The sequence below is a fragment of the Mesorhizobium sp. WSM4887 genome, assembly GCF_029625865.1.
In the GTDB taxonomy this organism is placed as follows: Bacteria; Pseudomonadota; Alphaproteobacteria; order Rhizobiales; family Rhizobiaceae; genus Mesorhizobium.
Window position 1 is genome coordinate 17,569 of sequence record NZ_JARTVP010000004.1, and the last position, 25,107, is coordinate 42,675.

Here is a 25,107-nt window from a genome sequence, read left to right on the forward strand (position 1 = left end):
ATAAGCTATTGCGAGGCGCTATACCCGGGGTTTTTCCGCTTTTTGTGCACAGCTAAACAACTAACTTGCGCTTTTTTGGGGGGCGTATATCCCAATTATCGCGGCCCGGCGCGCCGGCTTGCGGCCGGCGCCGAAGAGGTCGGCATATTTGAAAACGATTTTCGTCCTGAACGGTCCCAATCTCAATGCACTCGGCAAGCGCGAGCCGGGGATCTATGGCGGCAAGACGCTTGCCGCCATCGCCGAGGATTGCAAGGCCGCCGGCACGGCGCTCGGGCTCGAGATCGATTTTCGTCAGTCCAATCACGAAGGTGATCTCGTCGACTGGATCCAGGAAGCCGGTGAAAAGGCCGCAGGCATCGTCATCAATCCCGGGGCCTACAGCCATACCTCGATTGCCATTCACGACGCCATCCGCGCCATCGCGCCGCTGCCCGTCGCTGAAGTCCATCTTTCCAATATCCACGCGCGGGAGCCTTTCCGCCACGTCTCCATGGTCGCGCCGGTCGCTGTCGGCATGATCTGCGGGTTCGGGCCACTCGGCTATACGCTTGCGCTGCAGGCACTGGCGGCGCGCCTGTGACCGGCTCCCAAACAGAAGGCTCGAAAATGTCGATAAAGAAGAACGGTGTTGACCAGCAGCTGATCCGCGACTTGGCGGGCATACTGAACGACACCAACCTGACCGAGATCGAGGTCGAGCTCGGCGATCTGAAAGTGCGCGTGTCGCGTCAGTCTCAGGCCGTCCACGCGGTCGCTGCTCCGCTTCCTATGCCGTCCGCGGCGGTTGCCGGGCCGGCTCAGGCGGTAGCGCCCGCGCCCGCGACGGCAGCCGATCCTTCCAAGAACGCCGTGCCCTCGCCGATGGTCGGCACCGCCTATCTCGCGCCCTCGCCCGACGCCAAGGCGTTCATCGAGATCGGCCAGAAGGTGAAGGAAGGCCAGACGCTGCTCATCATCGAAGCGATGAAGACGATGAACCAGATTCCCTCGCCGCGCGCCGGCACGGTGACGGCGATCCTGATCGAGGACGCCCAGCCGGTCGAATACGGCATGCCGCTCGTGGTCATCGAGTAGAGCCGGGAACAGCGGGCACATGTTCCAAAAAATCCTCATCGCCAATCGCGGCGAAATCGCGCTTCGGGTGCTGCGCGCCTGCAAGGAGCTCGGCATCCAGACGGTGGTGGTCCATTCGACGGCCGATTCCGACGCCATGCATGTGCGGCTTGCCGACGAAAGCGTCTGCATCGGCCCGCCGCCGTCACGCGAAAGCTATCTCAACATTCACCAGATCGTCGCCGCTTGCGAGATCACCGGCGCCGATGCCGTGCACCCGGGCTACGGCTTCCTGTCAGAAAACGCCAAGTTCGCCGATATCCTCGCCGCCCATAACATCACCTTCATCGGCCCTTCGGGCGACCATATCCGCATCATGGGCGACAAGATCGAAGCCAAGCGCACGGCAAAGCGCCTCGGCATCCCGGTGGTGCCTGGTTCGGACGGCGCGATCAGCGACGAGAAGGAAGCAAAGCGCATCGCCGCCGCGATCGGCTATCCGGTGATCATCAAGGCTTCGGCCGGCGGCGGCGGCCGCGGCATGAAGGTCGCCCGCACCGAAGCCGACCTCGAAGTGGCGCTGCAGACCGCCAGATCAGAAGCCGGCGCTGCCTTCGGCGACGACGCCGTTTACATCGAGAAATATCTGGAAAAGCCGCGCCATATCGAATTGCAGGTGTTCGGCGACGGCGCCGGACGCGGCGTGCATTTCGGCGAGCGCGACTGCTCGCTGCAACGCCGCCACCAGAAGGTGTGGGAGGAAGCGAACTCACCGGCCCTCAACGCCGAGGAACGTGCGCGCATCGGCGGCATCTGCGCCAAGGCGATCGCCGATCTTGGCTATTCCGGCGCCGGCACGATCGAATTCCTCTACGAGAACGGTGAATTCTATTTCATCGAGATGAACACACGCCTGCAGGTCGAGCATCCGGTGACCGAAGCGATCACCGGCATCGACCTCGTGCATGAACAGATCCGTGTCGCCTCCGGCGGCGGACTGTCGGTCAAGCAGGAAGACATCAAGTTCAACGGCCACGCCATCGAGTGCCGCATCAACGCCGAGGATCCGCGCACGTTCACGCCGTCGCCCGGTACGATCACGCATTTCCACACGCCGGGCGGCCTCGGCATCCGCGTCGATTCCGGCGTCTATTCCGGCTACCGGATCCCGCCCTATTACGACAGCCTGATCGGTAAGCTGATCGTGCATGGGCGCAACCGCGTCGAATGCATGATGCGGCTGCGCCGGGCGCTCGACGAATTCGTCGTCGACGGCATCAAGACGACGCTGCCGCTGTTCCGCGACCTCGTCGGAAATCCGGATATCGCCAACGGCGATTACGACATCCACTGGCTTGAGAAATATTTGGCCAAGGAGGAATAGGATCTTGCGGTTATAATGGCGCAATGACTCGTCCCTACGCGCCCGGCTACCGCATCCCGACCGACCTGCTGCTGAAAGCCTATGCCTCGGGCGTGTTCCCGATGGCAGAGAGCGCCACCGACCCGGAAGTGTTCTGGGTGCGGCCGGAGACGCGCGGCATTATCCCGCTCGACGGATTCCACACGCCGCGCAGTCTGAAGAAGACGATCCGCAGGCACCCTTTCGACATCCGCTACGATTTCGACTTCGAGGCGACGATCGACGGCTGCGCGGAAAGGCGCGACGAGCGCCGCTCGACCTGGATCAACGCGCCGATCCGCGAAGCCTATGTCGAGCTCTATCGGCTGGGCCACTGCCATTCCGTCGAGGCGTGGCGCGAGGGCCGGCTGGCCGGCGGTCTCTATGGGGTGTCACTCGGGCGCGTCTTCTTCGGCGAAAGCATGTTCGCCCGAGAAACCGACGCCTCGAAGACCTGCCTCTATTATCTCGTCGAGCGGCTGAACGAACGCCGCTTCGCGCTCCTCGACACGCAGTTCACCACCGAGCACCTGAAGCGCTTCGGCGCCATCGACGTGCCGCGCAGCCGCTACGAAAAAATGCTGGCCGAGGCCCTGAAGGGCGACGCGGTCTTTTATCCCTGAGGTAAGCGGTCACCCGCTCGCAGTTTCAATTGGCGTCTGGGAATGAAACATCATCTTCCAGCCATCGGCGCGATGAACATAGCCGGTGCTGACGAGAGCGGCATAGGGCTCGCCGTTTTCCCGCGTCGCGCGCGCCTCGTAGGTTAGCATGACGATATCGCTGCCGGGTTCGACCATGCCTTTCAGCCGAATGTCGAGATCGCGCCAGCGATTGGGCTTGGTGGCGGTCTTGGCCAGATCGGCATTGGTCATCGCCTGCGCCATCTCCGGAAAGGCGACGAGGCAATCCACATCGGCGTGGGCCGCGAAATACGCGGAATCGCCGGTCCAGAAGCCTTTCTCGATATCGAGAAGCTCTTTCTTGCTGGCAGTGATCGGCCTGATCGTTGCCATGGAAATCTCCCGTCGCCATCACCGTTTATCCAACGGATTGCGAAAAAGAGGGTTCCGAGAGTTCCGAGATCAGTTCGTGTCTGTGGTGTCGGCGCCATCCGGCGCGGGCGCCGCGTCCGACGGCTCAGGCGCTGCCTCGGCAGGCGGCTCCTGCACGGGCGGCTTCGGCTTGGCGGCATTCGTCTTCGGCTTGCCCGTATCGGCTTTGGCGGCGGTCGGCGGCGGCACGTCCGATTTTTGCTTGCAGCCCTTCAGCCAGACGTCATAGACGGCGTGCTCGACCGCGTTGAGACCGGGGCTTTCGGCGAACATCCAGCCGGTAAAGATACGGCGGATCTTGCGATCGAGCGTGATCTCGTCGACCTCGACGAAGGAATCGGTCTTCGGCTGTTCGGTCTCAGGCCGAGAGTAGCAGACGCGCGGCGTCACCTGCAGGGCGCCGAACTGCACCGTCTCGTCGATATAGACGTCGAAGGTGATGATGCGGCCGGTGATCTTGTCGATGCCGGCGAATTCGGCGACCGGATTGGTGATGCGGTCGGAAACCGCCGGCGCCGCCGGTGTCTGCGCGGCGGCGAACCCTGCCGTCGAGGCAGCCAGAACGGACGCTGCCGCGAACAGTCCCGTCGAGAGTCGGCCGAAAGAGTTCATGCAGGGATACCGGTGGTTGCGCCCGGGTGATTCTCTAAATCGCCCAAGGCTAGTCAGGGCTGCGCTATCAGCAAGCAGCTAAACGCCAATTGTGGCGACAAAAGACCGAAACGCGTTTACGAACCGGGCGTCCAAGCGTCGTAGTCGCCGGTGACTTGCGGGCGATGCTGGTTGGTCAGAATGGAACCTTGCGGGCGATAGGCGCGCGGCGTTCCTGTGAGGTTGGGACGGTGCGGCTTCTGCCAATCACGAGCCTTATAGCTTTCGCTCGACGGAGGCGTGTCGACGCGATGATGCATCCAGCCATGCCATCCCGGAGGGATCTTCGAGGCTTCGGAATAGTCACGATAGATGACCCAGCGGCGGGTGCGACCTTCCGAATCGATGCCGCCCTCGTAATAGACGTTGCCGACCTCGTCCTCGCCGACCTTGTTGCCGAAGCGCCAGGTGTGGAAGCGCGTGCCAAGCGTCTGGCTGTTCCACCAGGTGAAAAACTGCAGCAGGAAAGTCTTCATCCAGATCCTCGTTGCGGCAGCGGCCGCGCCGTTTCCTGCTTATGGCGTCAGGTCAACGCGAAGGCAAGGGTTTTGCCCAGCCTGCGATGTAAATGCTTCGTGCGCTAAATCGATACACGCGTGGAGATATCGCCACCTCGGCTTGCCAAGCGTTTGCGCAGTTTCTAAAGCTCGCACGCCCGGCAAAGCTGGCGGCCGGCCCGCGCCGGTTGAGGGAGGTGACGATTGGCCCCAGAACGGTCCACCGGCAATCGGATCGGCGCCGAAGACATTCGCCGCCGCAAGGGCGGCGTGCCGATCGTCTGTCTCACCGCCTATACCTATCCGATAGCCCGCATGCTCGATCCGCATGTCGACCTGCTTCTGGTCGGCGACAGCGTCGCCATGGTGCTGCATGGCCATGCCACAACGCTCGGCGCTTCGCTGGAGATGATGATCGCGCACGGACAAGCGGTGATGCGTGGCTCCGCAAAGGCCTGTGTGGTGGTCGACATGCCGGCAGGCAGCTACGAGGCCTCAGTGGCGCAAGCCGTTGCCTCGGCAAGGCGCATCATCGGCGAGACGGGCAGCCAGGCGGTCAAGCTCGAGGGTGGGGTCGACATGGCCGCGCAGATCGCGGCAATCGTCGCGGAAGGCATCCCGGTCATGGGCCATATCGGCCTGCAGCCGCAGTCGGTGGACAAGGACGGCGGCTACAAGATCAAGGGCAGGAGCAGGGAAAACATCGCCGCCCTTTTTCGCGACGCCGAAGCGGTTGAAAAGGCCGGCGCCTTCTCGGTCGTCATCGAGGGCACGGTCGAGGCGGTGGCTTCGGACCTCACCCGTCATATCGCGATCCCGACCATCGGCATCGGCGCCAGCGGCGACTGCGACGGCCAGATCCTGGTGGTAGACGACATGATCGGCATGACCGTCGACCGCGTGCCGAAATTCGTCAAGGAATACGCAGTGCTGCGCGACACCATTGCGGATGCGGCGGCGCGTTACGCCGACGAGGTGCGCAGCCGCGCATTTCCCGGACCTGACCACGTTTTTTCGGCGGCATCGGGCAAGGACCAGGCATGAGCGGGCCAATCGTCGTCGAGAGCGTTGCGGCCCTTCGCGCGCAGATCCGGGATTGGCGCCGGGCTGGCCTCAAGATCGCCATGGTGCCGACCATGGGCGCGCTGCATGACGGCCACATCTCGCTGGTCAGGATCGCGCTCGAAAAGGCGGAGCGCTGCGTCGTCTCCGTCTTCGTCAATCCGACCCAGTTCGCGCCGACCGAGGACCTGGACAAATATCCGCGCCAATTGGCCCGCGATCTCGACCAACTGCGGGAAGCAGGCGTGCATCTGGCCTTCACGCCAGGCGTGGCGGAAATGTACCCGGCCGGCTTCGCCACCAAAATCTCGGTCGGAGGCCCCTCCTCCGGCCTGGAGACGGATTTTCGGCCCGCCTTCTTCGACGGCGTCGCCACTGTCGTGGCCAAGCTTTTCCTGCAGGCAGCGCCCGACTGTGCCGTGTTCGGTGAGAAGGACTACCAGCAGCTTTGCGTTGTCAGGCAGCTGTGCCGTGATCTCGATCTGCCGGTCGAGATCGTCGGCGCGCCGACCGTGCGTGATTCCCACGGCCTCGCCATGTCGTCGCGCAACGCCTATCTGGGCGCGGCCGAGCTCGAGATCGCGCGCAAATTCAACGTGGTTCTGCGTCAGACCGCGGCCGAACTCGCGTCCGGCGCGGATGAGGCACGTGGGGTGAGTGAGGCTGCCGAAGCGCTCGTCAGGGCGGGCTTTCGGAAGGTCGACTACGTCGCCGCGCGGGAGGCCGCAACGCTCGCGCCCTGGCGACGAGACCGCGACGGCCGCCTGCTCGCGGCGGCCTGGCTCGGCACCACCAGGCTGATCGACAATGTGGAAATCCCTGCCGCTCCGCCGGCGCTTTAGCCGAGCCGCTTCTCCAGGATGAGCGCGGTCCATCCCGAACTGCCGCCGCAATCCGCTGTCCTGCCTGCCGTCCGAAATCCGTTCGCCTCGTAGAAGGCGATCGCCGCCGCATTCGCCTGCTCGACCTCCAGACGCAGCGTCCGCATCTCCGGAAAACTGGCCTCGACTTCGTCGAGCAGCGCCTGGCCGATCCCTTGCCGCTGACAATCCGGAGATACGTGGAGCTGGTTCAGAAGGACGATTTTCGGGTCGGTGGTGGCGGTCGCGAAAGCCATGCCGCCAAGCCGCTTGCCATCGTCAGCGACCAGGAATTCGGAATTCGGCCGGGCCAGCTGCGCCTTGAGCGAAGCAAGAGAATGCCAGTCGTCGGTGATCGCCGTTACATGCTCGGCGCCGTAAATGGCGTCATAGGTCGCATGCCACGTCTCGACCAGCAGCGCGCGGATCGCACCAAGATCGCGCTCGCTGGCGGTGCGGACGAACATCGCGCTATTCGATGCCGAGCTTGGCCTTGACCAGTTCGTTGACCGCCTGCGGGTTCGCTTTGCCGCCGGTCGCCTTCATCACCTGGCCGACGAACCAGCCGGCCATGGTCGGCTTGGCGCGCGCCTGCTCGGCCTTGTCCGGATTGGCGGCGATGACCTCGTCGACCGCCTTCTCGATGGCGCCGGTGTCTGTCACCTGCTTCATGCCGCGGCTTTCGACCAGTTGGCGCGGATCACCGCCCTCGTTCCAGACGATCTCGAACAGGTCCTTGGCGATCTTGCCGGAGATCGTGCCCTCCTTGATCAGGTCGACGACGGTACCGAGCTGCTCAGGCGAAACCGGAGCGTTTTCAATATCTTTGCCAGCCTTGTTGAGAGCGCCCAGCAGGTCGTTGATGACCCAGTTGGCGGCAAGCTTGCCGTCGCGCCCCGAGGCCACCTTCTCGAAATAGTCGGCGACCGGCTTTTCCGACACCAGCACCGAGGCGTCGTAGGGCGATAGGCCGAGCGAGCCGATCAGCCGCGCCTTCTTCTCGTCCGGGAGTTCCGGCAGATGCTGTGCCAGATCATCGACATAGTCCTGGTCGAATTCCAGCGGCAGAAGGTCGGGGTCGGGGAAATAGCGGTAGTCATGCGCCTCTTCCTTGGAGCGCATCGAGCGCGTCTCGCCCTTGTTGGGGTCGAACAGGCGCGTCTCCTGCTCGATCGCGCCGCCGTCTTCGAGAATGGCGATCTGACGGCGCGCTTCGGACTCGATGGCCTGGCCGATGAAGCGGATCGAGTTGACGTTCTTGATCTCGCAGCGCGTGCCGAACGCGCCACCCGGGCGGCGCACCGAGACATTGACGTCGGCGCGCAGCGAACCCTCGTCCATGTTGCCGTCGCAGGTACCGAGATAGCGCATTATGGTGCGCAGCTTGCTGACATAGGCCTTGGCCTCGTCGGCAGAGCGCATGTCCGGCTTGGAGACGATCTCCATCAGCGCAACGCCGGACCGGTTGAGGTCGACATAGGACATTGTCGGATGCTGGTCGTGCATAGACTTGCCGGCATCCTGCTCCAGATGCAGGCGCTCGATGCCGACCTCGATGTCCTCGAACTCGCCCTGCCGGTCCGGTCCGACCGAGACGATCACCTTGCCTTCGCCGACGATCGGCTGCTTGTACTGCGAGATCTGATAGCCCTGCGGCAGGTCCGGGTAGAAATAGTTCTTCCGATCGAAGACCGACTTGTGGTTGATCGCGGCCTTCAAGCCCAGCCCAGTGCGGATCGCCTGCTTGACGCATTCCTCGTTGATCACCGGCAGCATGCCGGGCATCGCCGCGTCGACCAGGCTGACATTGGCGTTGGGCGCCGCGCCGAAAGAGGTCGAGGCGCCGGAGAACAGCTTTGCCTCGGACGTCACTTGCGCATGCACTTCGAGCCCGATGATGATTTCCCAGTCGCCGGTGGCGCCGGAGATCAGGCGTTTCGGGTCGGGCGTGCGGGTATCGATGATGCTCATGGAGGCCTATGGGTCGCATTTGTGGCTGGCGCGATTTTGCTTATCGCGTTGCGAAAATCGCATCACTCGCTAGTGCAAACCGTTCCTTGAGACAAGTCCAAAGCCGCGCGCAGGCCTCCAGGCAGCTTGCGCTTGTAAGCCCACGGGCTGTGCTGGCGGCACCTTCCCGCCTGTATCAGGCGGTGGCGATGTAGGCCCGGATCTCCTCGGCCTCGCGCTCGACATCCTCGATCCGGCGCTTGACCACATCGCCGATCGACACGATGCCGTCGAGCATCCCGTCCTTCTCCACCGGCAGGTGGCGGAAGCGACCCTTCGTCATGATCTCCATGACCTCGTTGACCGTGTGGTTCTCGTTGCAGATCTTGACCTTCGGCGTCATGGCCGATCGGACCGGAATATCGAGCGCGGCCGCGCCCTCCCTGGCCAGCACTCGCACGATGTCACGTTCGGAAAGGATGCCGACGATCTTGCGGTCGCCATTGGTGATGACCAGCGCGCCGATCCTATGCTCGGTCAGGATGCGAATAGCTTCGCTCAGCTTTTCATTAGGCCCGAGTGTGAACACGTCATGGCCTTTTTGCTCAAGAATTGCCTTCACAGTCATGGCGTCCTCCTGTGCCTTGCCCGCCGGCTCCTGCCCTGACCGGCATTCACGTTCCGGTGAACATGGTGCGCCGTGATTGGTTGCATTTCAAGTGCGCCGCAGTGCTACTCGGGCGGCTGGGGCCGATCGAAAAAGCGCACGCCGAAAAAGCCGGCGACAAAGCCGCCGATATGGGCTTCCCAGGCGATCTGTCCCTCGATCCCCGGCGCAAAGCCGAGAAGGCCGGTGGCGAGGTTGATCACCATCCAGACGCCGAGGAAGGTCATGACGCCGCGCGAACGCAGCACGATTGCGATCGGCAACGGCTCGCCGGCGAAGGCCGCCTGGCCTGACGAGCGATCGATCCGGAAGCCGTAGCGCGCCGCAGCTCCCATCATGCCCGAGATCGCGCCCGACGCGCCGACCAGCGGCATCTCGCCATAAGGATGCATGGCCCAGAACAGCGCTACCGAAGCCAGCCCGGTCACGGCGTAGAACACCGCAAACCGGGCCGCGCCGAAACGATTGGCGAGCGGTGAGCCGAAAGCGGCAAGCCACACCATGTTGACGGCAATGTGAGCGAGGCCCCCATGCATGAAGGCATAGGTGAAGGGGCGCGTGAACAGGAACCAGTCGAAGCCGTATTGACCGGTGTAGAGCACCGGAATGAAGGCTCCGTCGTAGAGCAGCGTCATTTGCTGGTCGTCGTTCAGCACATATCGCTCCAGCAGGAAGACGATCGCGCAGATCCCCATCACCGCCAGCACAACCGGCGGCAAGTTGAACACCGGCTCGCGGCGCGGCTCCGGCGCTTCGTCGTCTGGTTGCATTTCGGTTTCGGTCGGTGTTACCGGCTCGCTCATGGCCTCTTCGCAGATGGCTGGAGACTCGATTTCGGCCGAGCATGTAGTTCACGCCTGATCGAATCACAAATCGCGAATCGCCCAAGCTGAATCGGATAGGGCCTGGATCGGCGACGCGAATCAAAAGAAAGCCGTCCAGGTTTCCCTGAACGGCCGGTCGAGTCCCCTGCTCCCCGAAAACTGACTGAAGCGCTGCCGATCGCTGCTGAAACGACCGTTTTGGAGTGGTTTTTGAAGTGCCACAGGCCCGGTCGGCGCGCAACGTAAACCACTTGTTAACCTTAACGACCCCGAGACGTGAACAAACGTTAACGATGCTGGCACGCATCCTGCTCCGCACCGCATGAAGGTCATCGGAGGGCGCCCTGTCTGTTCGCCGATGGGACAACAAGAAAGACAGATTGCCGGAGCGGAATGGAAATGAATCAGAACGGATCAATCGCGCTGTTCCAATATTGGAACCGGCTGCGTGATGGCCGCCCGGCTCCGAAACGCTCGGAAGTGGAGCCGGCGGACATCAAGACGCTCCTGGCCGATACGTTCATCCTGGAGCGCGACACACGCGGAGAGGCCGTGTTCCGGCTGGCCGGCACCAGGCTCTGCGCCTATTACGGCCGCGAGCTCAAAGGGTTTTCCTTCCCCTCGCTCTGGCGCGAGAAGGACCAGCGGCTTATGTCGCGTCTTATCCACGGCGTCTTCGATCAGAAGTCGGTGCTGCTTCTGACCTATGAAGGATTCAGCCGAAACGGTCGTTCCAGCAAGTTCGAGCTGCTGGCGCTGCCGCTCGATGGCGGCGTCGAGAGCCCTCGCTGCCTCGGCATCGTCAGCGCCGCGGATCGGCCGTTCTGGCTTGGTGCCGACCCGCTCGCCGACGCCCTGATCGACGCGATCCGGGTCATCGATCCCGACAAGGACCCGATGTTCCTGAAGAACCGGCCGGCGATCGATGTTCCGTCGCTCGTGCCGACGGAGTTCGACGCGCCCGAGACCATTTCGGCGCTCGGCCGCGTACGCCGGATACGGCATCTCGTCGTCTTCGACGGCGGGCGCAACGAGTAGAGCGGAGCGCGAGATTTTGCCCCGATCTGGTCCAGGCCTTTGCCTTGCGTGGGCGTCCGCCCCCAACCCATTTGGGCCGGCTTTTTCCCGTTTGTTAACCTGCTTTGCTGTAGCTTTTTCCGGTGAAATTCCTCGCACGTCGCGCGGAATGCCAACGGGGTGTAGGCAGTCATGAGGTCAGCGGCGGAATTTGCGCCGTCCCGTGTGGAGCGGCGCAATTTTCAGCGTGTCCGGGTGAAAATCTACGGACGCTTCATGCTGGAGGACCGCACGGAACACGCGTGCCAGGTGATAGACATGTCGCCAGGCAATGTCGCCTTGCGCACCGATCGCGTCGGCATGCCGGGGGAAAAGGTCATTGCCTATATCGATCACATCGGTCGCATCGAAGGCATCGTGACGCGCACCTCGCAGGACGGTTTCGCGATGACCGTCATCGCTTCGGACCGCAAGAAGGACAAGCTCGCCGCGCAGCTCACCTGGCTTGCGAACAAGCATGAGCTCGACCTGCCGGAAGACCGCCGCCACGAGCGCGTCGCGCCGCGCAATCCGATGAGCGTGCTGCAGCTCACCGACGGGCGACAGTATCAGTGCCGTATCATCGACCTGTCGCTCTCGGGCGCGGCGATCGAGATCGACGTCAAACCAGCAATCGGCGTGCAGGTCATGCTGGGAACGATGCGCGGCCAGGTCGTGCGTCACTTCGAGGACGGCGTCGCCATTGAGTTTGCCGTCATCCAGCGGCCGGAAACCTTGGATTCGGAATTCAACGCGCCGCGGTCCTGACCGCTTAGAATGCGGACATGCATCCAACCGGCCTCCAGCGGCCGGTTTTTTGTTGGCCGGATCAGGGCCTTCTAGCAGCCGGGCGGCATGTCGAGAAGCCACGTGATCCGGGTGCGGCGGCCGGTTTAGATTCTCAACAATCCGCAGTCGAGATAGTTCAAATTTTATATTTAATCTACGGGCGTTTTACTCAATCTCTACTTCCGGTTTTTGCGTCAAATAAATCCCAACGTGGCACAGTCTCTCTCAAACGGGGAGACTACCATAATGAAAATGACGAGGGGCAAGCTGTTGCTCTTGGCAATGGCGATGCAGCTTTCCGCCTGGGGCACGGCAAGCGCGGGACCGCTGTTCATGCATACGGGTGGCCGCACCGCCCAGCCCGTCGGCCATTTTGAACTCTGCCAGCGTATCCCCATCGAATGCAATGAGAGGACGCCGAATGGGTCTCCTGTCGAGCTGACCCGCAAGCTGTGGGCGACGATGATCAAGGTCAACAATTCGGTCAACACCCGCGTCAAGCCACGTACCGATATGGAGATCTACGGGGTCGAGGAATACTGGGCCTATCCCGACAACGGTTTCGGCGACTGCGAGGACTTCGCGTTGGAGAAGCGCCGCGAATTAATGGCCGCCGGTGTCCCCGCCGGCGACCTTTTGATGACGGTCGTGCGCCAGCCGAACGGCGACGGCCACGCGGTGCTGACGGTGCGCACCAGCCTCGGCGAGTTCATCCTCGACAATCTCGAGCCGAAAGTGCTCGCCTGGAACGACACGGTCTACACCTACCTCAAACGTCAATCGACAGAGAATTCAGGCGTTTGGGTTTCGATCAACGACGGCCGCGAGGACGCGGTCGCCAGCGTCCGCTAGGATCCCAATGCATGCTGCCCCAAGATGCGCAGGGCTTTTGGGGCAACACGAAGAGATTAAGCACGCCGCATTCATACGGCGTGCCTGGAAAAAGCCCGGTCGAGTCCCCACCCTCCCCGTCCCCAACGACCGGGTTTTAGGAGCCGGCCCTGTCCCCGGGCCGGCTCCGCTTTTTTTGCCGCCGCCTGCGGGCCTTTCTCGTAACGGCAGACCGGAGCACTATGGCCGTTTATTTTTGGATGGACGGCGATGCTGGAAATCCCTGACGACCGCTGCGAGCGCGCCAAGCTGTTCAAGGCGATAGACGACGCCTTCAAGGCGGGCGATTTCGATGGGCTTGGCAAGGCGCTCGGCGGCTCCGCGCAATGGTACGACGAGAGGATGCCGTTCGAGCTCGGCCTCGGCCATCCCTTGGAATACGCGATCTATTGGAGCCCGGCCGGCTTCATCGTCACGCTGCTTGATGCAGGCTCGAATCCGAATTACGAGGATCCCGCCGGCTTCCCGTCGATCATCGCCGCGCTATCCACCGAGCGGCCGGACAGGCTGCAGCTTATCCAGATCCTGCTCGAGCAGGGCGCCGACCCGAACATGCGCGGGGTCAACGACTGGACGCCTCTGCATTACGCCGTGGCGCAGCGCGACGCCGAGGCAATCCGCCTGCTGCTGGCGTCGGGCGCGGATCCGTCGCTCAGGACGCGCATCGATGATTGTGAAACCGCCCTGGAAGGTGCAGACCGCGCCGGTTTCGAAGCGGGGGCGTCGCTGCTGCGTCAGGCAATGTCCCGACGCAGTGAATAAGGTCGCGGGCGAAGCGGCGGACTGAACCGCTGTCACAGCTCCTTCAATCCGGTCTTGAAGCGCCTGCCGTTGGCGACATAGTGCGCGGCCGAGACCCGCAGCCTCTCGATTGCCGCGTCATCCAGCACCCTTATCGCCTTGGCGGGCGAGCCGACGATCAGCGAATTGTCCGGGAAAACCTTGTTTTCCGTCACCAAAGCGCCGGCGCCGACCAGCGAATTCTTGCCGATCCTCGCGCCGTTGAGCACGATGGCGCCCATGCCGATCAGGCTGCTGTCGCCGACCGTGCAGCCATGCAGCAGGGCGCGATGACCGATCGTGCAGCCCTGCCCGATGGTGAGCGGATAGCCCGGATCGGTGTGCATGACCGTATGTTCCTGCACATTGGTGTCGGCGCCGATGGTGATCGTTTCACCGTCGCCGCGGATGACGACGCCGAACCAGAAGCCGGCATTGCGGCCTATCGCGATATCGCCGATCAGCGTGGCGTCGGGCGCCACCCAATTGGTTTCGGCGTCCTCGAACCGGGGCGCCTTCCCGTCGATCGCATAGATCGGCATCTTTTCTCCGATTCGTTTCAAGCCGAGAATTCGGCGGAGCTTAGGAGACCCGTTGCCCAGGAAGCAATGGTGATCAGCACGATGCCGAGCGCCAGTGCCCAGGCAATCGCCGTGCAGCCGCAGGAAAGCAGCGCCAGCGTGCCGATGCGTCCCTCGCGCCGCGCAGCCAGAGCATCATTGGTGAGCATGAACGGGCCGGCGCAGGCGGTCACCGCGAGCGAGCGCACAATATGGGCAGGCGTGACATAGGGTTCGGCGAAGGCCAGCCGGTGGCCGCAGACGATTTCCATCGCCGAGCCGGCGAGGCCGCAAGCCGTCAGGCCGACCGCAAAAGCGTAGAGAGGGAGCAGCATGAGATCCATCTTTACCAACCGTTTACCATGAGACCGCACAGTCGTGCCGACGCGCTGCAAGAGCCATGCCGCGCCAGTTGTGCCACCTGAGGACAGGTGAGCGGATCGGGGAATTGGGATGAGAGAGGCAGCCGCCGCGGAGGAATTCGAGGTTGTCGACTCGACCTTGATGAAGCGGGTCTTCTATGTCTTCGCGGCGCTCGCCCTGCTTTCGGTGGCTATCAGTCTCGGCGGCAAATGGCTCGGCCGGTCGATCGCCATGGCCGGCTATACCGACGACACGACCGTGCGCCAGGTCGTCATGGGCAACAATGTGATCAGTGTGCCGGCCAACTTCATCCGCTTCGACCAGGCCAGGCGCGACGGAAACGCCTCGCGCCTCGACCTTTATCTGCGCTATCCCGAAATGGACGGCTACAGCACCGCCGCGCGCGGCGACTTCAACCACACCACGACCAGGAAGATCATCTTCCTGTCATTCGAGCCGCGGATGATGTCGCGCGACATGAGCGGCCGTTTCGCGCCGATCTACAGCGCCCTGATCGTCAAGCCGGGCACACCCGGCCCGGGCGGGACAAGGCTCTACGGCTTCGCCGAGAAATCGGGCTATCTCAACGAGGTCCTGGCGGTTGCCGAGCGCCCCGGCAAAGACCCGTTCGTCGCCCGCTGCCTGAGCGGCCCAAGTGCCGAGGAATCGCTGGCCCCCTGCGAGCGCGACATCCAGGTCGGCGACGATCTCAGCCTCACCTACCGCTTCCCGCGCGAGTTGCTCGGGAACTGGCAGGTGCTCGATGCCGCGATCGCCACCAAGGTGGCCGGTATCCTGAAAACGGGACGCTGAAGCGCTGCGCCGGAGCCATGGGCGCGCCACCCGCTCTTCCTCTCCAGCGGCCAGCCTGGCTCAATATATCGGCACGACCGGCTCGGCGATGCGGTCTGGCATCGGGCCGGCAAGGCGCGCTATTGGTCGAACATGATGCCACCCTATCTCACGTTCGACCCCGTCAGCCGCCGCCTGCGCCTCGACCCGCATGAACCGGCCTTTGTGCAGAACCCGTATGAGGGCTACGCCTTCTTGCACGGCGCTTCGAACGCCTTCTTCTGGGAGAATTATGGTTTTTGGTGTTTCGGCGGCTTCGACGACGTCAACCGCCTGCTTCGCGATCGTCGCTTCGGCCGCCAGAACCCGGCCGGCATTCCCGACAGCCGCGGGGTTGGCGGCGACCGTTCGCACCTGACCGCCTTCGACGCCATCGAAGCCAATTCGATGCTTGAGCTCGAGCCGCCGGTGCACACGAGGTTGCGGACACTGGTCAATCGGGCCTTCGTCTCGCGCCAGGTCGAGCGGCTGCGGCCGCGCATCGAGGCTCTGGCCAATGAGCTGATCGACCGCTTCGAGCCGGGCTCCGTCGATCTTCTGCCCGCTTACGCCTCGCCCTTGCCGATCACCATCATCGCCGAGATGCTCGGCGTTCCGGTCGAGATGGGGCCGCAACTGCTCGACTGGTCGCATCAGATGGTCGCCATGTACATGCACGGCCGCACGCGCGAGACCGAGGAGACGGCCAACCGCGCCGCGCACGATTTCGCGGCTTTCCTGCGCGGCTATGTCGCCGAGCGGCGCAAGAGACCCGACGACGATCTGCTTTCGCTGCTGATCGAGGCCCAGGACAACGGCCAGAAGCTCTCGGAGGAGGAGCTGGTTTCCTCAGCTATCCTTCTGCTCAACGCAGGGCACGAAGCGACTGTGCACCAGACCGGAAATGCCGTGAGAACGACCCTCGCGCAGGGCGGCGATGGGCGCCGCTTCTTTGCAACACCGGAGGCCAATGCCGCCACGGTCGAGGAATGCCTGCGCTACGATGCGCCGCTGCACATGTTCCTGCGCTATGCCTATGAAGAGATGGAAGCTGCTCCGGGCATTTTGCTCAAGCCCGGAGAGACGGTGGCGCTGCTGCTCGGCATGGCCAATCACGACCCGCTGGCTTTCGCCGGACCGGCCACATTCAACCCGGCGCGGACGGACCAGAAGAACGTGTCGTTCGGCGCCGGCATCCACTTCTGCATCGGCGCGCCGCTGGCCAGGCTGGAGTTGCAGGTGTCGCTGAAGACGCTGTTCGACCGGCTGCCGGATCTAGGCCTGACGGAAGAGCCGCGCTTCCGCGACACCTATCATTTTCATGGATTGGAAGCGCTCTCGGTGCGCTTCTGAGCCGCAAAAATCCGAAGATCTGAAAATGAGATTCGCCTTTCTGCAGGAACCGCCCTTCTGCTTCACCGATGCATCCGGGAAAGTCGGCGGCTGCGACGCGATGCTGGCCGAAAAGATCTTCGCGATGTCCGAAACGACGGCTTTCACGCCCGTCGAGACTGAATTCGCCGAGTTACTGCCGGGACTGGCCGACGGCCGCTGGGACATGACCACCGGCCTGTTCATCTCGGAAGAGCGCAGCAAGCTGGTGGACTTCAGTCGCCCGATCTGGTCGCTGCCGGACGGCTTGATGGTCGCCAAGGGCAACCCGCTCGACCTTGAAGGCTATCGCTCTCTTGCAGGCCACCCCTCCGCGAGGCTTGGCGTGATATCGAACCAGATCCAGCATCGGACGGCCCTGCAGAATGGCGTGCCGCCGGAGCGGATCAGTGTGTTCACCACGCAGGCCCAAGCGGCGGAGGCGGTGGCTACCGGCATGGTGCAGGCCTATGCCAGCGTCGCCATGGCGCATCGCGGCTACATCGCGCGGCGACCGGCTGCGCTGGCCGATGTCATTGACGTTCCCGCGTCCGAACGGCTGCCCGCCGCCGGCGCGTTTGCGGTCGCCAAAGGCAACGACGAGGCGGCGTGTGGATGATTGTCTGGGCGACCTGCTTGGAAGCCGGTGGCACCGCGACCTGATGGCCGGATTCGGTTTCTCCGAAGCGGATGTCTACCGGCTGCTCTAACAGCCCGGCAAGCGCGCTTCACAGCTTGATCACATATTCCTTGCGAGTCGTCTCCACCACTTCCCAGGTCCCTTTGAAACCCGGCCGCAGCACAAAACTGTCGCCGGCCTTGACCGTGCGCGCGTCGCCGCCGTCTTCGGCGATCACCGAGACGCCGGACAGGATGTGGCAGAATTCCCATTCGTCATAGACGATGCGCCACTTGCCCGGCGTCGCTTCCCAGATGCCGGCATAAAGGCTGCCGTCCCGCTCCTCGACATTCCAGGTGCGGAATTTCGGATCGCCGGAGATCAAGCGTTCCGGGGCCGGCGCGCCGGCCTCCGGCTCGACAGTTTCGGGATCAACCGCGAGAAAGGCGGACATCGCGCTCAGACCTTGCTCAGCGCCTGTTCGAGGTCGGCGACGATGTCGTTGACATCCTCGATGCCGATGGACAGACGGACCGTGTCCGGGCCGGCACCGGCCTTTACCTTCTGCTCGTCCGACAGTTGCCGGTGCGTGGTCGAGGCCGGGTGAATGACCAGCGACTTGGTGTCGCCAACATTGGCGAGGTGCGAGAACAGTTCCAGCGCCTCGACGAACTTGACGCCGGCCTCGTAGCCGGCCTTGAGGCCAAAGGTGAAAACGGCGCCGGCGCCCTGCGGCGAGTATTTCTTCTGCAGCGCATTGTTCTTGTCGCTCGGCAGTCCGGGATAGTTCACCCAGGCGACTTTCGGATGGTTGGAAAGCCAGGCGGCGACGCTCGCTGCGTTGTCGCAATGACGCTGCATCCTGAGCGGCAAGGTTTCCAGGCCGGTCAGGATCAGGAAGGCGTTGAAGGGCGAGATCGCCGGGCCGAGGTCGCGCAGGCCGAGCACGCGCGCGGCAATGGCAAAGGCGAAGTTGCCGAAAGTCTCGTGCAGGACGAGGCCGCCATATTCAGGGCGAGGCTCCGACAGCATCGGGTATTTGCCCGACTTCGACCAATCGAAGGTGCCGCCGTCGACGATGGCGCCGCCGATCGAATTGCCGTGGCCGCCGATGAACTTGGTGAGCGAATGCACCACGATGTCGGCGCCATGCTCGATCGGCCGCACGAGATAGGGCGAGGCCAGCGTGTTGTCGACGATCAGCGGCAGGCCGTGCCTGCGAGCGATGTCGCCGATCTTCTCGATGTCGACGAAGATGCCGCCCGGATTGGCGAGACTTTCGATGAAGATCGCCCTGGTGTTGTCGTCGATTTGGCTCTCAAAGGTCGATGGATCGTTGGTATCGGCCCAGCGGACCTCCCAGCCATAATTCTTGAAGGCGTGGCCGAATTGGTTGATGGAGCCGCCATAAAGCTTTGTGGCAGATACGAAATTGTCACCCGGCCGCATCAGATTGTGGAAGACGATGACCTGGGCGGCGTGGCCGGAGGCGACGGCCAGCGCGGCAGTGCCACCTTCGAGCGCGGCGAGACGCTCCTCGAGAACCGCCTGCGTGGGGTTCATGATGCGGGTATAGATGTTGCCGAAGGCCTTCAGCCCGAACAGCGAGGCGGCGTGGTCGGCGTCATCGAAGACATAGGAGGTGGTCTGATAGATCGGCGTGGCGCGCGCGCCGGTCGCCGGGTCCGGCTTGGCGCCGGCATGGACGGCGAGCGTGTTGAAACCGGGCGTACGGGTCATCGAAGCCTCCCTCTCAAACTTGCGAAAATCGCCGGGCATTCTTGGCCAAGCGCGGTCGTGAATGCAAAGAACAAAATACCTTTCGGCGTGCGATCTGCGGCGAACGCCCGGGAAAATCCATTTCTTCCCGGAATAATTTTGCGCGCCTGGTTGTCCGTCTATTTCTGGCGCACGCCAAAACTCTGGAAACCCTTGCGCATCAATGGCTTCTTCGACGACAGCACGCCGGAGTTGACGCCGGTCCAGCCGATCTCGCCCGACAGCTTGCCATATTCGATCTTGGGACAGCGGTTCATGACCACCTTGATGCCGGCTGCCTCGGCGCGCGCGGCGGCCTCGTCATGGCGAACACCTAGCTGCATCCAAACGACCTTCGGCAGCGGATCGAGCTTCAGTACCTGCTCGACGATGCCAGGGACAGCGGCCGAGCCGCGAAAAATGTCGATCATATCGACCGGATGCGGCAGGTCGGCCAGGCTGGCATAGACCGTCTGTCCAAGGATCTGCTTGCCGGCATGACCGGGATTGATCGGCAACACCGAAAAACCCTTGGCCAGCAGATATTTCAGCACGAAATAGCTTGGCCGCACGTCGTTGGGCGAGGCGCCGACCATGGCAATGGTCTTCACCGAGTTCAGAATGCCGGCAATGTAGCTGTTGTCGTAGGCGTCGTGATTCATGGCTCGTCCTCATACAGCGCATCGGCGAGAAAGGCAGCCGGATCGCTGCAGAAGTCACGCATCATGCGAAAATGATCGGTGTCCTGAAAATTAATCAGATCGAGGCCGATGCGGCTGATGCGGAAGAGCCGCGCGTTCGGGCAGGCCATCAGCAACGGAGAGTGCGTCGCCATGATCACCTGCGCGGTGCCGGACCGCTCCATGCGCTGAAGCAGCTTCAGCAACTCGATCTGGCGCGTCGGCGAGAGCGCGCTTTCGGGCTCGTCGAGGATGTAGATGCCCTGTCGTCGGCAGCGTTCCTCGAAGAAGCGGATGAACCCTTCGCCATGCGACCATGACAGGAAGTCCGGCGGCGCTCCGCCGGACTCCAGCGCCGCCTGGTCAAGATAACGAGCCACGGAGTAAAAGGACTCCGCCCGGAAGAACCAGCCCGCGGTGACCTTCGGCAGCCAATGGCAGCGCAGCGCAGCGGCAAGTGCAGCACCACTCTTGTCGATGGCGCCTGAGTGGTCGACGGGCATATAACCTTTGCCGCCGCCGGCCTCGTCATAGCCGGCCAGCGCGCCGATGGCTTCGAGCAGCGTCGATTTGCCGGTGCCGTTCTCGCCAACGATGATGGTGATGGCCGACGTGAATTCGAATTCGAACTCGCGATCCCGGAAGATCGGCAGGCTCCATGGATATCCGTCCCAATCCGCGACGCGCGAAGACTCAAGCAGAATGCGCTTGAGATAGGGCGCTTTCAGCCGCGTCAGTTGCTTGCGGGCAGCCACGTCGGACCTTCAATCATAAAAAAGCGCGCTGCATTCTCGGGTCAATTATTCGTCGGCCCATTCCGGCTTGCGCTTGCCGATGAAGGCGCCGATGCCCTCCTCGGCGTCGCGCGCCAGCATGTTTTCCACCATCACACGGCCGGTATAGGCGTAGGCGTCGGCCAGCCCCATTTCGGCCTGGGCGTAGAACGCCTCCTTGCCGGTCTTGACCACCAAAGACGATTTTGAAGCAATGGTTTGCGCGTATTTGTTGACAACCTGATTCAGATATTCGCGCGGCACGATCCGGTTGACGAGACCGAACTCCTTGGCCGTCGCCGCATCGATCGTCTCGCCGGTGAGAAGCATTTCCATCGCCTGCTTGCGCGAGACGTTGCGCGACAGCGCAACCATCGGCGTCGAGCAGAACAGGCCGATATTGACGCCGGGCGTGCAGAAGGTCGCTTCGTGCGAGGCGATGGCGAGGTCGCAGCTCGCGACAAGCTGCAGTCCGGCCGCGGTAGCCAGACCGTCGACCTCGGCGATCACCGGCCTCGGATGGCGCACGATGGTCTGCATCAGCTTTGCGCAGGCGACAAAGGTCTTTTCGAAGAAGGCGCGGCCGCGATCCGGTTCTGCGCGGTGCGCCGTCATTTCCTTGAGGTCGTGGCCGGCGCAAAACACTTTGCCTGACGCTGCCAGGATGATGACGCGTACGGATTTGTCGTCCTTCACGCGGTCGAACTCGGCCTGCAGCGCCGCCATCGTCGCCAGCGACAGCGCGTTGGCCGGCGGGCTTGCAAGAGTGAGGCGCAGCACGCCCTTGTCTCGGCTGACAAGAACCGGGCCGTCGGCGACGGCGGGCTTGATGGCAAGGACTTCGGCCATTTTTGAACCTCCCGATCAGCGGTCCCGGGTTATGGAGCAACAGAACTAACATGCTGCCGATTGAAGAACAGCCGCGAGACGTGTTTTCTCCGTGGCACCGTTTGGTCCAGGCGCGCCGCCTGGAACTTCCCGTATATAGGAATCGCGCATGCCCGCTCAAAGCAATCTCAAGCCGGTGCTGACCGCGGCCGAAGTCAACGCGCTGATGGCAAACGTCTATCCGCAGCTCAACGACCAGTTCTCCTTCTATGAGGCGCTGGAAGTGTTTCCGGGCGGCTGCACGGTGCGGCTCAATGCCGACCAGCGCCATCTGCGTCCCGGCGGCACCGTCTCGGGTCCGGCGTTGTTCACGCTTGCCGACATTGGCGGCTATGTGTGCGTGCTTAGCCATGCCGGGCCGGATGCGCTTTCGGTGACGACCAATCTCAACATCAACTTCATGCGCAAGGCCGAGGCCGGGCCGATCGACGGCCATTGCCGTATCCTGAAGCTCGGAAAGAGCCTGATGGTGTTCGACATCGACATCGTCGCCGGGGCCGACCGGCACACGGTGGCCCACGCCACCGGGACCTATTCGATCCCGCCGAAGCGAATGGATGAGGTAAAATAATACCGTTTCGCCAATTGATTGTTTTTACTTTATTTTCAGCGCCAGTAGAGTTTCCGCTTGGCTTGACGCATCCGGCACCCTCGCCTATAAGCCGTCACGAAACAGCGGCCGCAAGGGCCGCCGTTTTGTTATTGCCGGACGGCTTGGCCTCTCCGTCAATTCAAGCAACAAAAAACGCCTGTTCCTGCCGTTCGCGGACAGGACGGTCAACCTGAGAGCAAAACCATGGCTACCTTTTCGCAGAAGCCTGCGGATGTGGTGAAGAAGTGGGTGCTGATCGACGCCGAGGGTCTCGTCGTCGGCCGCCTTGCCACTGTCATCGCCAACCATCTGCGCGGCAAGCACAAGCCCACTTTCACCCCGCATGTCGATGATGGCGACAATGTCATCGTCATCAATGCCGACAAGGTGGTGTTCACCGGCAAGAAGTACACCGACAAGGTCTATTACTGGCACACCGGCCATCCCGGCGGCATCAAGGAGCGCACCGCGCGCCAGCTGCTCGAGGGCCGCTTCCCCGAGCGCGTCGTCGAGAAGGCTGTCGAACGCATGATCCCGCGCGGCCCGCTTGGCCGCCGCCAGATGAAGAATCTCCGCGTCTATGCAGGCACTGAGCATCCGCACGCGGCCCAGCAGCCCGTCACGCTCGACGTGGCCAAGCTGAACTCCAAGAACAAGAGGGCCTCGTAATGGCTGAGCTTTCCTCGCTCGCAGAACTCGGGACTGTCACGACCGCCGCGCAGCCGGCCGCGCCTGTCCACGTCCAGAAGCTCGACAAGTCGGGCCGCGCCTATGCCACCGGCAAGCGCAAGAACGCCATCGCGCGCGTCTGGGTGAAGCCGGGCTCCGGCAAGATCATCGTCAACGACAAGGAATTCGCGACCTATTTCGCGCGGCCCGTGCTGCAGATGATCCTCAACCAGCCGATCGTCGCCGCCAACCGCGCCGGCCAGTACGACATCGTCGCCACCGTCATCGGCGGCGGTCTCTCCGGCCAGGCGGGCGCCGTGCGTCACGGCATCTCCAAGGCGCTGACCTATTACGAGCCGGGCCTGCGTTCGGTGCTCAAGAAGGGCGGCTTCCTCACCCGCGACAGCCGCGTGGTCGAGCGTAAGAAGTACGGCAAGGCCAAGGCCCGCCGCAGCTTCCAGTTCTCGAAGCGCTAAGCGCTGCGAAGTCCAAGCATTTCGAAAAGGCCGCCTCCGGGCGGCTTTTTTGTTTCCGTCACCAGTGCCCGGCCGGCGTTTTTATGTAGTCGATGAACGCGCGCAGCGGTGCCGGCACCAAGCGCCGGCCAGGGTAATAAAGAAACGGCCCCGAGAAGCTTTGCCACCAGGGCTGGAGCACAGGTTCCAGGACGCCACTGTCGAAATACGGGCGCACCCAGTCCTCGAAGAGCCAAAGGATGCCGACGCCGGCGATCGCCGCATCGACAGCGAGATCGACGCCTCCACCGATGCTGACGACCAATGGCCCCGTGGGATCGACCCGCACCACCTCGCCGTCCCGCTCGAACTCCCATGGCGTCATGACCCCGCTCGGAAAGCGGCCGCGCACGCAGGCATGGCCAAGCAGGTCGCGCGGGTGCTGCGGCCGACCGTGCCGGTCAAGGTAGGACGGCGCGGCGGAGGTCGTGAAGCGCTGCGCGCGCGGTCCGATCGGCACCGCGATCATGTCCTGCTCCAGCCGCTCGTCATAGCGGATTCCGGCGTCGCAGCCGGCCACCAGCACATCGACAAAGTTCTCCTCGGCGATCACCTCCAGGCGAATGGCGGGATAGGCCGCGAGAAATCGCGGAACGATTTTGGGCAGCACCAGCCGCGAGGCGCTTATCGGCACGTTGAGACGCAAGGTTCCGGCGGGCCGGTCGCGAAAGCCGTTCACCACATCGAGCGCAGCTTCTACCTCGCCCAATGCGGGCCCTAGCCGCGCCAGCAGGCTGGCACCGGCCTCGGTCAAAGCAACGCTGCGCGTGGTGCGGTTGAAGAGCCTAACACCGAGTTGGGTTTCCAGACGGCGGATGGCTTCGCTGAGCGCTGACGCGCTGCCGGCCGTGGCGCGAGCTGCTTCGCGAAAGCCGCCGGCGCGCGCCACGGCCATGAATGCCTGGAGATCGTTGAGTTCGGCCGCCATTGTCCCAAATTTCGTACAAGCTGTGCCGAATATAGCTGGTTATCGGGACAGCGGCTATGCCTTATCTCCCTCCCCGGCAACGAAGGAGAAGCACGATGTCCAGCGTAAACAAATCCGGCACCTATAAACTCGGCGAGCGGTCGGTCCGCCGCCTCGGCTACGGCGCCATGCAGCTCGCAGGCAAAGGAGTCTTCGGTCCACCGAAAGACCATGCCGCGGCCATCGCCGTGCTGCGCGAAGCGATAGCGCAAGGCGTGAACCATATCGACACCAGCGATTACTATGGTCCGCACGTCACCAACAAGCTGATCCGCGAGGCGCTATTGCCCTACCCCGACGACCTCACCATCGTCACAAAGATCGGCGCCCGTCGTGGCGAAGACGCCTCCTGGCTGCCGGCCTTCACAGCCGATGAGCTCGAACAGGCCGTACACGACAATCTTCGCAATCTTGGCCTCGAGGTGATGGACGTCGTCAATCTGCGCATCATGTTCGGGATGCATGGTCCAGCCGAGGGCTCCATCGAGGCGCAGGTCACCAAGCTCGCCGAGCTTCAGCGCAAGGGCCTGGTGCGCAATATCGGCTTGAGCAACGTCACCCGAGCGCAAATCCAGGAAGGCCGCAAGATTTGCGACATCGGCTGCGTGCAGAACCAGTACAATCTGGCGCATCGCGAGGACGACGCGCTGATGGATGAACTGGCGCGCCACGGCATCGCCTATGTGCCGTTCTTTCCGCTTGGCGGCTTCAGCCCGTTGCAATCGTCGACGCTGTCCGGCGTGGCCGAGCGGCTCGGCGCGACGCCGATGCAGGTTGCGCTGGCATGGTTGTTGCAGCGTTCCCCCAACGTCCTTTTGATCCCGGGCACGTCGTCGGTCGGGCATCTGCGCGAGAACCTTGCGGCAGCGGAGTTGGAGCTGTCGGCGGATGTGCTGCGCGAGTTGAATGGGGTGGCGAAAGCGGCGTAGGTCGGCGCAGCGCCCCGCCCGCGCCTGCGGCGCGACCTCCCCATCAAGGGGA

General features: G+C 63.2%; 32 protein-coding genes. 17 read left to right on the forward strand and 15 right to left on the reverse strand.

From position 1 onward, the window contains the following. Positions 1 to 148 precede the first annotated feature (148 nt). Genes aroQ through aat form a run of 4 tightly spaced genes read left to right on the forward strand, consistent with a single transcriptional unit; the run spans position 149 to position 3,081 of the window. A complete protein-coding gene (aroQ, locus tag P9230_RS16930; RefSeq protein ID WP_066989889.1) occupies positions 149 to 583 on the forward strand; it encodes a type II 3-dehydroquinate dehydratase in 435 nt (144 codons plus the stop codon). A gap of 26 nt (positions 584 to 609) precedes the next feature. Further along, on the forward strand, positions 610 to 1,077 hold the full coding sequence (gene accB / locus P9230_RS16935; protein ID WP_095824856.1) for an acetyl-CoA carboxylase biotin carboxyl carrier protein: 468 nt from the start codon (positions 610 to 612) through the stop codon (positions 1,075 to 1,077). 19 nt (positions 1,078 to 1,096) lie between these two features. Further along, on the forward strand, positions 1,097 to 2,440 hold the full coding sequence (accC, locus tag P9230_RS16940) for an acetyl-CoA carboxylase biotin carboxylase subunit (RefSeq protein WP_066989500.1): 1,344 nt from the start codon (positions 1,097 to 1,099) through the stop codon (positions 2,438 to 2,440). A gap of 23 nt (positions 2,441 to 2,463) precedes the next feature. After that, on the forward strand, positions 2,464 to 3,081 hold the full coding sequence (gene aat / locus P9230_RS16945) for a leucyl/phenylalanyl-tRNA--protein transferase (RefSeq protein WP_066989498.1): 618 nt from the start codon (positions 2,464 to 2,466) through the stop codon (positions 3,079 to 3,081). Between the two features lie 9 nt (positions 3,082 to 3,090). Here aat and P9230_RS16950 read toward each other — a convergent pair whose 3' ends face one another. The 3 genes from P9230_RS16950 to P9230_RS16960 form a co-directional block, all read right to left on the reverse strand. Next, entirely contained in the window at positions 3,091 to 3,474 is a 384-nt protein-coding gene (locus P9230_RS16950) for a hypothetical protein (protein ID WP_066989496.1), read from the reverse strand. Between the two features lie 69 nt (positions 3,475 to 3,543). Next, positions 3,544 to 4,125 (reverse strand): DUF2155 domain-containing protein, encoded by a 582-nt coding sequence (locus P9230_RS16955; RefSeq protein ID WP_067321586.1) that lies wholly within the window; start codon positions 4,123 to 4,125, stop codon positions 3,544 to 3,546. Between the two features lie 116 nt (positions 4,126 to 4,241). Beyond that, positions 4,242 to 4,640: an NADH:ubiquinone oxidoreductase subunit NDUFA12 gene (locus P9230_RS16960; RefSeq protein WP_127217301.1), complete on the reverse strand. Its 399-nt coding sequence runs from the start codon at positions 4,638 to 4,640 to the stop codon at positions 4,242 to 4,244. A gap of 225 nt (positions 4,641 to 4,865) precedes the next feature. Between P9230_RS16960 and panB the strand changes: the two genes are divergently transcribed. After that, positions 4,866 to 5,705, forward strand: coding sequence for a 3-methyl-2-oxobutanoate hydroxymethyltransferase (gene panB, locus P9230_RS16965; RefSeq protein ID WP_278055944.1), 840 nt, complete (start codon positions 4,866 to 4,868; stop codon positions 5,703 to 5,705). Continuing rightward, positions 5,702 to 6,565: a pantoate--beta-alanine ligase gene (gene panC / locus P9230_RS16970; RefSeq protein ID WP_278120056.1), complete on the forward strand. Its 864-nt coding sequence runs from the start codon at positions 5,702 to 5,704 to the stop codon at positions 6,563 to 6,565. Before panB ends, panC begins: the two co-directional genes overlap by 4 nt. On the opposite strand, the gene P9230_RS16975 is transcribed toward panC, so the two are convergent. From P9230_RS16975 to P9230_RS16990, 4 genes are all read right to left on the reverse strand, one after another. Then, entirely contained in the window at positions 6,562 to 7,050 is a 489-nt protein-coding gene (locus P9230_RS16975; protein WP_278120058.1) for an N-acetyltransferase, read from the reverse strand. The two genes, panC and P9230_RS16975, sit on opposite strands and share 4 nt — an antisense overlap. A gap of 4 nt (positions 7,051 to 7,054) precedes the next feature. Beyond that, on the reverse strand, positions 7,055 to 8,554 hold the full coding sequence (gatB, locus tag P9230_RS16980) for an Asp-tRNA(Asn)/Glu-tRNA(Gln) amidotransferase subunit GatB (RefSeq protein WP_278120060.1): 1,500 nt from the start codon (positions 8,552 to 8,554) through the stop codon (positions 7,055 to 7,057). A 175-nt stretch (positions 8,555 to 8,729) separates the two neighbouring features. After that, positions 8,730 to 9,161: a CBS domain-containing protein gene (locus P9230_RS16985; protein ID WP_066989480.1), complete on the reverse strand. Its 432-nt coding sequence runs from the start codon at positions 9,159 to 9,161 to the stop codon at positions 8,730 to 8,732. A gap of 104 nt (positions 9,162 to 9,265) precedes the next feature. Continuing rightward, complete coding sequence (locus P9230_RS16990) at positions 9,266 to 10,003, reverse strand: rhomboid family intramembrane serine protease (protein ID WP_278111104.1); 738 nt, start codon at positions 10,001 to 10,003, stop codon at positions 9,266 to 9,268. Positions 10,004 to 10,423: 420 nt separating this feature from the next. Between P9230_RS16990 and P9230_RS16995 the strand changes: the two genes are divergently transcribed. The 4 genes from P9230_RS16995 (at position 10,424) to P9230_RS17010 (ending at position 13,522) form a co-directional block, all read left to right on the forward strand. Continuing rightward, positions 10,424 to 11,062: a PAS domain-containing protein gene (locus P9230_RS16995; protein WP_066989886.1), complete on the forward strand. Its 639-nt coding sequence runs from the start codon at positions 10,424 to 10,426 to the stop codon at positions 11,060 to 11,062. 171 nt (positions 11,063 to 11,233) lie between these two features. Continuing rightward, a complete protein-coding gene (locus P9230_RS17000) occupies positions 11,234 to 11,848 on the forward strand; it encodes a PilZ domain-containing protein (RefSeq protein WP_067321610.1) in 615 nt (204 codons plus the stop codon). A 267-nt stretch (positions 11,849 to 12,115) separates the two neighbouring features. After that, positions 12,116 to 12,721, forward strand: a complete 606-nt coding sequence (locus tag P9230_RS17005) for a transglutaminase-like cysteine peptidase (protein WP_278120063.1) — start codon at positions 12,116 to 12,118, stop codon at positions 12,719 to 12,721. 249 nt (positions 12,722 to 12,970) lie between these two features. Continuing rightward, positions 12,971 to 13,522: an ankyrin repeat domain-containing protein gene (locus P9230_RS17010; RefSeq protein WP_095801301.1), complete on the forward strand. Its 552-nt coding sequence runs from the start codon at positions 12,971 to 12,973 to the stop codon at positions 13,520 to 13,522. 32 nt (positions 13,523 to 13,554) lie between these two features. On the opposite strand, the gene P9230_RS17015 is transcribed toward P9230_RS17010, so the two are convergent. Together P9230_RS17015 and P9230_RS17020 are read right to left on the reverse strand one after the other, a co-directional pair. Further along, positions 13,555 to 14,082, reverse strand: coding sequence for a gamma carbonic anhydrase family protein (locus tag P9230_RS17015; RefSeq protein ID WP_095801300.1), 528 nt, complete (start codon positions 14,080 to 14,082; stop codon positions 13,555 to 13,557). Between the two features lie 17 nt (positions 14,083 to 14,099). Further along, positions 14,100 to 14,444 (reverse strand): hypothetical protein, encoded by a 345-nt coding sequence (locus tag P9230_RS17020; RefSeq protein ID WP_095778664.1) that lies wholly within the window; start codon positions 14,442 to 14,444, stop codon positions 14,100 to 14,102. Between the two features lie 109 nt (positions 14,445 to 14,553). On the opposite strand from P9230_RS17020, the gene P9230_RS17025 reads away from it, so the two are divergent. The 3 genes from P9230_RS17025 to P9230_RS17035 all read left to right on the forward strand — a co-directional run bounded on the left by P9230_RS17025 (position 14,554) and on the right by P9230_RS17035 (position 17,284). Beyond that, entirely contained in the window at positions 14,554 to 15,276 is a 723-nt protein-coding gene (locus P9230_RS17025) for a hypothetical protein (RefSeq protein WP_278120067.1), read from the forward strand. A gap of 132 nt (positions 15,277 to 15,408) precedes the next feature. Continuing rightward, on the forward strand, positions 15,409 to 16,647 hold the full coding sequence (locus P9230_RS17030; RefSeq protein ID WP_278120069.1) for a cytochrome P450: 1,239 nt from the start codon (positions 15,409 to 15,411) through the stop codon (positions 16,645 to 16,647). Next, positions 16,616 to 17,284, forward strand: coding sequence for a transporter substrate-binding domain-containing protein (locus P9230_RS17035; RefSeq protein ID WP_278120071.1), 669 nt, complete (start codon positions 16,616 to 16,618; stop codon positions 17,282 to 17,284). The genes P9230_RS17030 and P9230_RS17035 overlap by 32 nt, the downstream gene beginning before the upstream one ends. Before the next feature lie 109 nt (positions 17,285 to 17,393). Here P9230_RS17035 and P9230_RS17040 read toward each other — a convergent pair whose 3' ends face one another. From P9230_RS17040 to P9230_RS17060, 5 genes are all read right to left on the reverse strand, one after another. Beyond that, positions 17,394 to 17,738: a cupin domain-containing protein gene (locus tag P9230_RS17040; protein WP_095824721.1), complete on the reverse strand. Its 345-nt coding sequence runs from the start codon at positions 17,736 to 17,738 to the stop codon at positions 17,394 to 17,396. Between the two features lie 5 nt (positions 17,739 to 17,743). Further along, entirely contained in the window at positions 17,744 to 19,024 is a 1,281-nt protein-coding gene (locus tag P9230_RS17045) for an O-acetylhomoserine aminocarboxypropyltransferase (protein ID WP_066989881.1), read from the reverse strand. Positions 19,025 to 19,182: 158 nt separating this feature from the next. Next, positions 19,183 to 19,704, reverse strand: a complete 522-nt coding sequence (locus P9230_RS17050) for a CoA-binding protein (protein WP_066989458.1) — start codon at positions 19,702 to 19,704, stop codon at positions 19,183 to 19,185. Beyond that, positions 19,701 to 20,477, reverse strand: a complete 777-nt coding sequence (locus tag P9230_RS17055; RefSeq protein ID WP_127241923.1) for an AAA family ATPase — start codon at positions 20,475 to 20,477, stop codon at positions 19,701 to 19,703. The genes P9230_RS17050 and P9230_RS17055 overlap by 4 nt, the downstream gene beginning before the upstream one ends. A 45-nt stretch (positions 20,478 to 20,522) precedes the next feature. Next, positions 20,523 to 21,344 carry an enoyl-CoA hydratase gene (locus P9230_RS17060; RefSeq protein ID WP_127243538.1) on the reverse strand — a complete coding sequence of 274 codons (822 nt, stop codon included), beginning with the start codon at positions 21,342 to 21,344 and terminating at the stop codon, positions 20,523 to 20,525. A gap of 148 nt (positions 21,345 to 21,492) precedes the next feature. On the opposite strand from P9230_RS17060, the gene P9230_RS17065 reads away from it, so the two are divergent. The 3 genes from P9230_RS17065 (at position 21,493) to rpsI (ending at position 23,120) form a co-directional block, all read left to right on the forward strand. Then, positions 21,493 to 21,954, forward strand: a complete 462-nt coding sequence (locus tag P9230_RS17065) for a PaaI family thioesterase (RefSeq protein ID WP_095778659.1) — start codon at positions 21,493 to 21,495, stop codon at positions 21,952 to 21,954. 225 nt (positions 21,955 to 22,179) lie between these two features. Further along, complete coding sequence (gene rplM, locus P9230_RS17070) at positions 22,180 to 22,644, forward strand: 50S ribosomal protein L13 (protein ID WP_066989450.1); 465 nt, start codon at positions 22,180 to 22,182, stop codon at positions 22,642 to 22,644. After that, positions 22,644 to 23,120 carry a 30S ribosomal protein S9 gene (rpsI, locus tag P9230_RS17075; protein ID WP_066989448.1) on the forward strand — a complete coding sequence of 159 codons (477 nt, stop codon included), beginning with the start codon at positions 22,644 to 22,646 and terminating at the stop codon, positions 23,118 to 23,120. The genes rplM and rpsI overlap by 1 nt, the downstream gene beginning before the upstream one ends. A 58-nt stretch (positions 23,121 to 23,178) precedes the next feature. Here the strand turns inward: rpsI and P9230_RS17080 are convergent, their stop codons facing one another. Then, on the reverse strand, positions 23,179 to 24,087 hold the full coding sequence (locus P9230_RS17080; RefSeq protein WP_127215766.1) for a LysR family transcriptional regulator: 909 nt from the start codon (positions 24,085 to 24,087) through the stop codon (positions 23,179 to 23,181). Between the two features lie 95 nt (positions 24,088 to 24,182). On the opposite strand from P9230_RS17080, the gene P9230_RS17085 reads away from it, so the two are divergent. Beyond that, on the forward strand, positions 24,183 to 25,055 hold the full coding sequence (locus P9230_RS17085; RefSeq protein ID WP_278120078.1) for an aldo/keto reductase family oxidoreductase: 873 nt from the start codon (positions 24,183 to 24,185) through the stop codon (positions 25,053 to 25,055). Positions 25,056 to 25,107: the final 52 nt, after the last annotated feature.